This is a genomic window from Virgisporangium ochraceum (assembly GCF_016863655.1).
GTDB classification, from domain to species: Bacteria; Actinomycetota; Actinomycetes; order Mycobacteriales; family Micromonosporaceae; genus Virgisporangium; species Virgisporangium ochraceum.
Genome location: NZ_BOPH01000021.1, coordinates 81,189 through 90,040 on the forward strand (window position 1 = coordinate 81,189; position 8,852 = coordinate 90,040).

Below are 8,852 nucleotides of genomic sequence, written 5' to 3' on the forward strand. Positions count from 1 at the left end.
CTGACGGCGGGTTCCTCAGCCGTGCCAGCTGCGCCACAGCATCGCGTACGCGCCGCCGGCCGCCATCAGCTCGTCGTGGCTGCCGAGCTCGCTCACCCGGCCGTCCTCGATCACCGCCACGCGGTCGGCGTCGTGCGCCGTGTTGAGGCGGTGCGCGATCGCGATGACCGTGCGGCCGGCCAGCACCGCGGCCAGCGCCCGCTCGGTGCGCCGGGCGGTGGTGGGGTCGAGCGCGGCGGTCGCCTCGTCGAGGATGAGGATGTCCGGATCGGCGAGCACGATGCGGGCCAGGGCGATCTGCTGCACGTCGGCGGCGCCGAGGTCCGCCCCCACGCCGTCGAGGTCGGGGTCGCCGTACGCGGTGTCGAGGCCGTCGGGCAGGTCGTCGAACCAGTCGGCGCCGACGACGCGCAGCGCCTCCCGCAGCCGCTCGTCGGGGGCACCCGGCGCGGCGAACGAGAGGTTGTCGCGCAGCGTACCGATGAACAGGTGGTGCTCCTGGGTGATCAGGGCGATCCGGCGCCGGCGCACCGCGGGCGGCAGGTCGGTGACCGGGCAGCCGCCGAGGCTCACCACGCCCGCGGTCGGCGCGTCGATGCCGGCGAGCAGCCGCGCGAGCGTCGACTTCCCGGCACCCGACGGCCCGACGATCGCCAGCCGCTCCCCCGGCCGCACCGCGAGGTCGATGCCATGCAGCACTTCAGGTCCGGATCCCCCCTCCACCCGGTAGGCGAACCGGGCGCCGCGCACCACCAGGTCCCTTCCCGGGGGCGGGTTCGCGGTGCCGGCCGGCTCGGGTGGCACCTGCTCGACCCCGAGCACCCGCGCGAACGAGGCGATGCCGCGCTGGGCGACCTCGATGCGCAGCAGCAGCCCGTCGAGCGGGTCGATCGCCTGCTGCAGGTAGAGAGCGGCGGCGACGACGGCGCCGAGGGTCACCGCACCGCGGTCCATGAGGAACCCGCCCACGACGAGCGCCGCGGCCACCGGCGGCGCGTAGCTGGACTCGACGATCGGGTAGTAGACCGACCGCAGCGCGAGCGTCGCCCGCCGGCGCGACCACAACCGGCCGATGCTCCGCAGCCCGTGCCGTTGCCGCTCCTCGGCGAGCCGCAACGCCTCGACGGTGCGCGCCCCGTCGGCGGTGGTGGTGAGCGTGTCGGTGAGGTCGGCCAGCGCCGCGCCCTCGGCGACGTAGGCGGGGCTGGCCCGGCGCAGGTACCACCGGGTGCCGAACAGGATCGGCAGCACCCCCACCAGCGCGGCCAGGCCGAGCGCGGGGTGCAGCAGGAAGATCGCGGCCAGGAGCAGCAGCAGCCGCACCACGCTGAGGACGAACGCCGGAAGCAACTCGCGCACCGTGTTGCCGACCGTGGCCACGTCGACGGAGCTGCGCGTGGTCAGGTCGCCGACGCCGACCCGCTCCACCACCGACACGGGCAGGCCGACCGTGCGCGCCACGAACTCCTCACGCAGGCGCGCGATCGCGCGTTCGCCGAAGCGGTAACCGGTGTACTGGGCGTACCGCGTCAGCACGCCCTGCACCACCACGGACCCGGCGATCGCCAGCGCGAGCGTGTCCACTGTGGACACCCCGGCGCCCGAGCTGACGCCGTCGACGATGCGGCCCAGCAGCCAGGGCGCGGCGAGCGCGGCGACCGCCGCGGCACAGTGCAGCCCCAGCACGATGGTGACCGCGCGGCGGTCGCGCGCGATCAGGCCGAGTGCCGCCGCCCGCACCGCCGAGTTGTCAGCGACGGGAAAACCGGTCATGACGGCTCCCCACTTCGTGGTGACCCGCCCTGACCGGGAACGCTCTGCTCAATGATGCCCTCGCACGAGTGCTCGGCCATGCGAGAGCCTCGTCGAGGTCGACGTCGCGGGCGACGAGTGCGCGGTAGCCGGTGTCGCGGTCGAGCAGCTCGGCGTGCGTGCCGCTGCCGGCGACCCGGCCGTCACGCAGGAACGCCACCGTGTCGGCCCGCCCCAGGAGCAGCGGCGAGGTGGTGACGAGCACCGTCGTGCGTCCCCGGCGCGCCCGCCTCAGCCGGTCGGCGATGCGCGCCTCGGTGTGGGCGTCGACCGCACTGGTCGGGTCGATGAGGATGAGCACCTCGGGCTCCGCCAGCAGCGCCCGCGCGAGGCGGACCCGCTGCCGCTGGCCGCCCGACAGGGTGCGGGCCCGCGGGCCGACCGACGTGGCCAGCCCGTGCGGCAGGGAGTCGACGACGTCGTCGGCCGACGCGGTGTGCAGGGCGGCGCGGACCGCGTCGTCGCCGGATCCGCCGCGCCCGGCGAGGATCTCCCGGAGCGTGCCGGCGAACAGGTAGGACTCGTGGTCGGCGACGAGGATCCCGGCCCGCACCTCGTCGATGGCCAGGTCGCGCAGGGGCACGCTCCCCCAGGTCACGTCGGTGTCGCCGAACCGTCCGAGGCGGTCGGCCAGGACCACCGCGGCGGCCGGGTCGTCGGCCGCGACGCCCATGACGGCGCCGGCCGGCACCACGAGCCCGCTCGCCGGGTCGACCAGGTCGCCACGCGCCGGCGCTGTCGCCGTGCCGCCGCCGGCGTTCTCCGGCTCGATGCGCAGCACCCGGACGATGCGCCGGGCGGCGACCCGGGCCCGGATCGTCTGCCGGCCCATCTCGAGCATGAACCACACCGGCACGATGAGGACCGCGACGTACCCGTAGACCGCGACCATCTGCCCGACCGTGATCGTTCCGGTGGCGGCCATCCGCGCCGCCAACCACACCACCGCCGCGAGGAAGCAGCCCGGAACCGTGTACGTGAGCGCCTCCACCCAGCTGCTGACCGCGCCGACCCGGTACCCCTTGCGCAGCAGCCCCCGCGACAGCACCGCGTACCGCTCCACGAACAGCGCCCGCCCACCCACGCCGGCGAGCACGCGCAGCCCGGCCACGATGTCGCTGGCGCGCGTGGTCAGCCGGCCCTGCTCGTGGCGGTAGGCCGACTCCGCGCGCTCCAGCCGCCGCAGCAGCGGCGCCGTGAGCACCCCGACCAGCGGGACGCCGACGAGCACGAACACCGCGAGCACCGGCGACACCGTCCACAACAGGACCGCGACCACGCCGAACGCCGCCACCGACCCGACACCGGGCCCGGTGACCGTGAGCATGTGCGAGGTGTTCGTGATGTCGGACGCCGTGACCGTGGCGACCTCCCCCACCGCCATCCGGCGCGGAAGCGTCGCGCCGAGCCGCGTGACGTGCCGCAGCAGCACCCCGGCGGACCGCGCGGTCGCGTCCTCCCGGATGAACGTCATCGTGCGGTGCCGCATGATCCCGAGATAGGCGAGGATCATTCCCGCGACCACGATCGCGGCCGCCCACTCGACGAGTGCGGCCCGGTTCCCGGCGCGCAGACCGTCGTCGATCGCCCGCGCCACGAGGTACGGCCGCAGCGCGAGGCCGACCATCCACAGGGTGCCGACGACACTGGCCCGCCCGATCCGCCAGGGCTGGCTCCGCGCCAGCCACCAGATGTACCGCAGCGGGCCGGTGGTGGGCGGGACTCCCGGATCGGGGTGCGGGAGCCGGACAGCCATCCATCGACACTACCGGCGAGGTACGGACGGTTTCATTCCGTTTACCTGCGGTTCGCGTCACGCTCGACGCGACGACGCCCGTCATCGCCGGACGCGGTCGCCGCTGTCGGCCCGCGCGGCCCCACCGCCGACAACGCCCGCCGGCGCGCGAGCACGGCCGTGTTCGCGGCCGACCACAGGCGCAGCCTGGGGGTGCTGTCGGCCGCCGCGAGAACCTCCGCGAGACCGGCCCGCTCACCCGGCGGCACGAACAGGAGGACGATCACGAGCGGCAGCACCGCGGTCAGCAGTTCCACGCCGACCACCGCAACCACCACGAACGCCACGACCAGGATCACCATCTCGGGGCTCACGGCTCACCTACCGAGCGCGAAGACGGCCAGCAGCAGGCAGACACCCACGGCGGTCGACAGGGTCGCGACGGCGACCATCACCGCCTCGGCCAGAACGGCGACGATTCCGATCACCCGCCGCATCGTCACCGTCGCGATCCACGCCATGGCCGCCGCCGCCGCGAGAAACGCGATCGCTCCTGCGTCCGGGAGCGACTGCGCACTGAATACGATGAATTTCTCGATCTCCATGAGAAGCGTGTCGACACTCATGGAATCCTCCCCAGCGAGACATCGGGCGAGGTGGCGGGGGGCGCCGCATGCATTTGGTCCGAGTGTGAACCTTCGGAATATGAATTGCTATGCACGGTGCACCCTTTGTGAATTCACTCCAACCACTTGCGTTTCAGCAGGAAGCGCAGTCTGATGGGGTGCTGAGAGCTATGTGGCGTGTCGCACTTTAGCTGTCAGCTGTGCCGGTTATCTTCCCGGGATGAATACGGGGATGCAGGACAATTCAAATACCTCAGGCCTGAAAGTCACGCAGATGGCGAAGTTGTGCGTCGCGTCCGACTGCCCGACGGTGTACCGCACCAATCGCGACACCGTCGTGGTCCAGGGATACCGCGTGTCGGCCGACGAGATCGGACTGACGCTGCCGCAGAACGAGACCCTCGTGGAAATCCCACCGGATCTCCTCGCGCTCGCGGCGCGCAGCATCATCTGAGTCACCCGAGGATTCGAACCGACCGGACCGGGAGGCGGACCATGATCGAGAATGCGGATCGTGGTCCGCTCGACCCCCACGTCCGCACCGTGCTCGGCAGGCAGCTCGCCGACCGGCGCAAGCTCGCCGGCCTCACCGGCAGCGAAGTCGCCCGGCGCGTGCGGATGAGCCAGTCACGCATCTCGCGCATCGAGAACGGTCTCGCTCCCGTCACCGTCGACGAACTGGCCTCGGTCGCCGTCGCGCTCGGGCTGTCGCATGCGGAGTTCGACCGGTTGCTGGCACCGGTCGTCCAGGGCGGGGACGCGTGGACGCGCAAGCGCCTGAGTGCCGACGACCTCGCCGAGCGGCAGGCCGAGATCCTGCACATCGAGGCCACCACCAAGCACCTCCGCGTCTTCACGCCGTCGGCGGTCGCCGGCCTGCTCCAGACCAGCGAGTACGCCCGGGCGCTGCTCGCGACGCTCCACGAGCTGCATCCCGGCGATGGCGGCGACGACGTGGTGCTCCGGTCGGTGTCCGCCCGGCTGGAACGCCAGCACGTGCTGGCCGACGACGAACGGCGCTTCCACTTCGTGATGCAGGAGGCCGCGCTCGAGAGCAGGCTCTGCCCGCCGACCCAGATGCTGGCGCAGATCCAGCGGATCAGGGACGTTCTCGAGCGTCGCGCCAACGTCACGCTGGCGGTCCTCCTCCACGGTTCCCAGTGGCCGCAGGCCGCCGCCAACTTCACGGTCTACGACGACTCCCACGTCCTCATCGACCTGCCGCACTCGTCGATGCTGCTGAACTCCCCCGACGACGTCGTGCTCTACCGCCGGCTGTTCGACACGCTCGAGGAGCACGCGACGCGGGACGTGGGTCCGATCCTCGACAGGTACGTGGACATGTACTACGACCTGGCGCGCCCCCGCCGGGACTGATCCCGTGGGCCGATACCGTGTGCTCCTGGTCGTCGCCGTCGGACTCGTACTGGTGGTGGGCATGCTGTGGGCATTGCAGCGCCGGCTGGTCTACTTCCCCGACCGTGACCGGCCGGCTCCCCCGCCGGGCGTCGGGGAAATCGCCCTCGCCACGGACGACGGGATGCGGCTCACCGCCTGGCTGGTCGGACCGTCCACATCGGACACCGCCGTGCTCGTGGCACCCGGCAACGCCGGCAACCGGCTCGACCGGCTGCCGCTCGCGCGCGACCTGGCCGACACCGGGCTCGCGGTGCTCCTGCTCGACTACCGCGGCTACGGCGGCAACCCCGGCGACCCCTCGGAGACCGGGCTGGCCCACGACGCCCGCGCCGCCTGGAACCACCTGACCGAACGGTTCGACCGGATCGTCCTCTATGGAGAGAGCCTCGGCGCCGCCGTCGTCACGCGCCTCGCCACCGAGGTGCCGGAGCGGCCGCACGGGCTGGTGCTGCGGTCGCCGTTCGCGTCGCTGGCGGCGGTCGGCCGGGCGCACTATCCCTTCCTGCCGGTGAAGACCCTGCTACGGGACCGGTTCCCGGTGGCCGAGCGGGTGCGCGCCGTCACGGCACCCACGGTGGTCGTCTACGGCACGGCCGACGCGGTGGTCCCGCCGGCGCAGAGCCGCGAGGTGGCCGACGCGGCGCCGAACCTCGTCGGGGTCGTCGCGGTCGACGGCGCCGACCACAACGACGCGGTGCTGGGTTCGGGCAGCGTGGTGGTCGACGCCGTCCGCCGCCTGCTCCCGGGCTAGCCTTCCTGCGGCGGCTCGGCGCCGATGGCGATGCCGGCCATGCCCCGGGGCCGGGCGCCGGCGAACGTGACCACGCGGCCGGAGGCGTGGATCCACCGGGGCGCGCGGCCGTCGCGGGGAACGCGGTAGTCGACGGCGTACTGCTCGCCGCTGTCGAGCGCCCACCGCATCGCGCCCTCGACCATGGGACGGTCGTCGGCGTGGACGGCCGCCAGCACCAGCTCCGAGGTGAGCGGGGTGTCGGCGGGCAGCCCGAACAGCTCGTGGAACGCCGCCGACCCGTTGACGATGTCGGAGGCGAGGTCCCACCGCCACGTCGCCACCAGCTCCCGGTGCGGCTCGGGTGGGCGCCGGTCGCTGATGTCCATGCCCACCAGGTACATGAGCTGGTCGCTGGTGACCGTGACCCCGTTCCAGCGGGTCCAGCGGTAGCTGCCGTCGCGGCACAGCAACCGGACCTCGTGGCCCTCGATCGCGCCGTCGTCGAGCAGGCACTTGCGGGCCTCGACCGTGGCGGCCCGGTCGTCCGGGTGCACGAGCTCCCAGTACGGCACCGACCGGATCTCGTCGGGGCTCCAGCCGAGGAGCCGGCCGAAGGCCGGGTTGGTGACCAGCAGGTAGCCCTCGAAGCTACCGGCTCCCATCATCGCCGGCGCGGCCTGCCACAGCCGCTGCAGGAGTTCGCACTCGGGGCCGCCCACACGCATTGTTCCTACATACCGTGCGCGGCGTGATGCCGCCACCCGGTCCGCGACACTGATCTGTCCGGACCGGGTGGCGAATCTCGATAATCGGTCAGCGCGGCTCACCCGACGGGGCGGTGAGCGTCACCCCGAGCCGTACCGGGGTGCCGAAGTTCGGCGTCCCGTCGGCGTTCCAGGTGAACTTCTGGGCCCGGGTCGACCGGTTCATGTCGCAGCCACCGCCGGCCGAGTCGTTGGCGTGGTAGACGATCCAGTCCTCGGTGCCGTCGGGGCTCTTGAAGAACCCGTTGTGACCCGGTGCGAAGACGCCGTTGGCGTCGCTGCGCTGGAACACCGGGTTCGGCGACTTGGTCCAGTGCGCCGGGTTCATCGGGTCCGAGCCGGTCAGGGTCAGCAGGCCGAGCTTGTAGTCCGGACCCCAGCAGGCGCTCGCCGAGTACACGACCATGACGCGGCCGTTGTGGTACAGCGGTTCCGGGCCCTCGTTCACGGCGCCGGTCTGCCGCTCCCACGACAGCGTCGGCGAGCTGAGCCGCACCCGGGAGCCGCTGGTGGTCCACGGGTTCGACAGGCGCTGGATGAAGTTGCTCTGGCCCGCGCCGTCGCCGCCGTAGGTGCCCATCAGGTACAGGCCGCTTCCGACCCTCAGGATGCTGGCGTCGAGCTGCCAGTCGTTGCCCAGGTCGGCCTTGAACGTGTACGGGCCCATCGGGTCGGTGCCGGCACTCTCCAGCACGTGCAGCCGCTGGGTGGGATTGTAGTCCGGCACGTTCTGCCCGGCGACGTAGTAGAGGTACCAGCGGTTGTTGATCAGGTGGAACTCAGGCGCCCACATGTTGCAGCAGCCGTTCGCGCGACCGGCGAGGTTGAACACCACGGTGTCGGCGGCGCTGGCCAGCCCGGCGAGGGTGGTGCTGCGGCGCATCGTGATCGTCGAGTTCCACGTCGTGGTCGCCAGGTGGTAGTAGCCGTTGTGGTACTGCAGCCACGGGTCGGGGCCGTTGCGCTTGATGGGGTTGGTGAACGTCCCCGGCGTCGACGCCCCGAGCTTGACCAGCTGCCACTGCTGGTTGGCGCCGTCGAGGTCCTGGAACTGCGAGACGCGCGCGCCGTCGGCGGTCGACCACTCCCAGACGTCCAGGGCCTTGGAGCTGTTGCGGTTGATCAGACGGACGTAGCCGCCGGCCGAGTCGGCGAGGCGGAACTGCTGCCGGCCGTCGTTGCGGTCGCCATACTGCACGAGCTGGACGCCGTCGGCGGTGGTGGGCAGGTCGAGCACCTTGCCGGAGTGGCGGCTCCGCAGCCGGTACCAGCCGCCGCCGGAGTCGACGAACTGCCACTGCTGCCAGTTGCCGTCGTTGCGGGCGTACTGGTTGATCGGGGCGTTGTCGGTGGTCGCCAGGTTGTAGACGTCCAACGCCTTGCCGCTGTTGCGGTTGACCAGCACGTACCAGGCGGCGGTGTCCACCGTGGCGGCCGCGGCGGGCGTCGGCCGGGTGGCGACACCAGCCGACCCCGCGACCACCACCGCCGCGGTCGCCACGGCGATGCGTCTCCACCAGCACCGGTGTCTCATCACGACCTCCAGATGGTGTCGCTCACATGCGCGAGGCAGTGAGGGCGAGCGTTCGCCCGTGCGGCATGGGCGGCAGACCCATCGACGATGCTCGATGCGCAACTGTGAACGATAACAATCCGATTCGTCAAGGCCCGCCGCGGGACACCGGGCGCCGCGGGACACCGGGCGCCGCGGGACACCGGGCGCCGCGGGACACCGGGCGCCGCGGGACACCGGGCGCCGCGGG

At 72.2% G+C, this 8,852-nt stretch carries 9 protein-coding genes; 3 read left to right on the plus strand and 6 right to left on the minus strand.

What is annotated here, in order from left to right; translation table 11 throughout:
• Window positions 1-15: 15 nt before the first annotated feature.
• From Voc01_RS09050 to Voc01_RS09065, 4 genes are read right to left on the minus strand one after another with little or no spacing between them, the layout of a single operon-like run.
• Window positions 16-1,773, minus strand: a complete 1,758-nt coding sequence (locus Voc01_RS09050; protein WP_203926849.1) for an ABC transporter ATP-binding protein — start codon at window positions 1,771-1,773, stop codon at window positions 16-18.
• Entirely contained in the window at window positions 1,751-3,568 is a 1,818-nt protein-coding gene (locus tag Voc01_RS09055; RefSeq protein WP_239160062.1) for an ABC transporter ATP-binding protein, read from the minus strand. The genes Voc01_RS09050 and Voc01_RS09055 overlap by 23 nt, the downstream gene beginning before the upstream one ends.
• Before the next feature lie 41 nt (window positions 3,569-3,609).
• Complete coding sequence (locus Voc01_RS09060; protein ID WP_203926850.1) at window positions 3,610-3,921, minus strand: hypothetical protein; 312 nt, start codon at window positions 3,919-3,921, stop codon at window positions 3,610-3,612.
• Between the two features lie 3 nt (window positions 3,922-3,924).
• A complete protein-coding gene (locus Voc01_RS09065) occupies window positions 3,925-4,173 on the minus strand; it encodes a hypothetical protein (protein ID WP_203926851.1) in 249 nt (82 codons plus the stop codon).
• A gap of 220 nt (window positions 4,174-4,393) precedes the next feature.
• Here Voc01_RS09065 and Voc01_RS09070 point away from each other — a divergent pair, with 220 nt between their 5' ends.
• From Voc01_RS09070 to Voc01_RS09080, 3 genes are read left to right on the plus strand one after another with little or no spacing between them, the layout of a single operon-like run.
• Window positions 4,394-4,627: a hypothetical protein gene (locus tag Voc01_RS09070; protein ID WP_239160063.1), complete on the plus strand. Its 234-nt coding sequence runs from the start codon at window positions 4,394-4,396 to the stop codon at window positions 4,625-4,627.
• 41 nt (window positions 4,628-4,668) lie between these two features.
• Window positions 4,669-5,550 carry a helix-turn-helix domain-containing protein gene (locus Voc01_RS09075; protein ID WP_203926852.1) on the plus strand — a complete coding sequence of 294 codons (882 nt, stop codon included), beginning with the start codon at window positions 4,669-4,671 and terminating at the stop codon, window positions 5,548-5,550.
• Window positions 5,551-5,554: 4 nt separating this feature from the next.
• Window positions 5,555-6,343 (plus strand): alpha/beta hydrolase, encoded by a 789-nt coding sequence (locus Voc01_RS09080; protein WP_239160064.1) that lies wholly within the window; start codon window positions 5,555-5,557, stop codon window positions 6,341-6,343.
• Here the strand turns inward: Voc01_RS09080 and Voc01_RS09085 are convergent.
• On the minus strand, window positions 6,340-7,050 hold the full coding sequence (locus Voc01_RS09085; RefSeq protein WP_203926853.1) for a PAS domain-containing protein: 711 nt from the start codon (window positions 7,048-7,050) through the stop codon (window positions 6,340-6,342). The two genes, Voc01_RS09080 and Voc01_RS09085, sit on opposite strands and share 4 nt — an antisense overlap.
• A gap of 88 nt (window positions 7,051-7,138) precedes the next feature.
• Window positions 7,139-8,623 (minus strand): family 43 glycosylhydrolase, encoded by a 1,485-nt coding sequence (locus tag Voc01_RS09090; protein WP_203926854.1) that lies wholly within the window; start codon window positions 8,621-8,623, stop codon window positions 7,139-7,141.
• Between the last annotated feature and the right edge of the window lie 229 nt (window positions 8,624-8,852).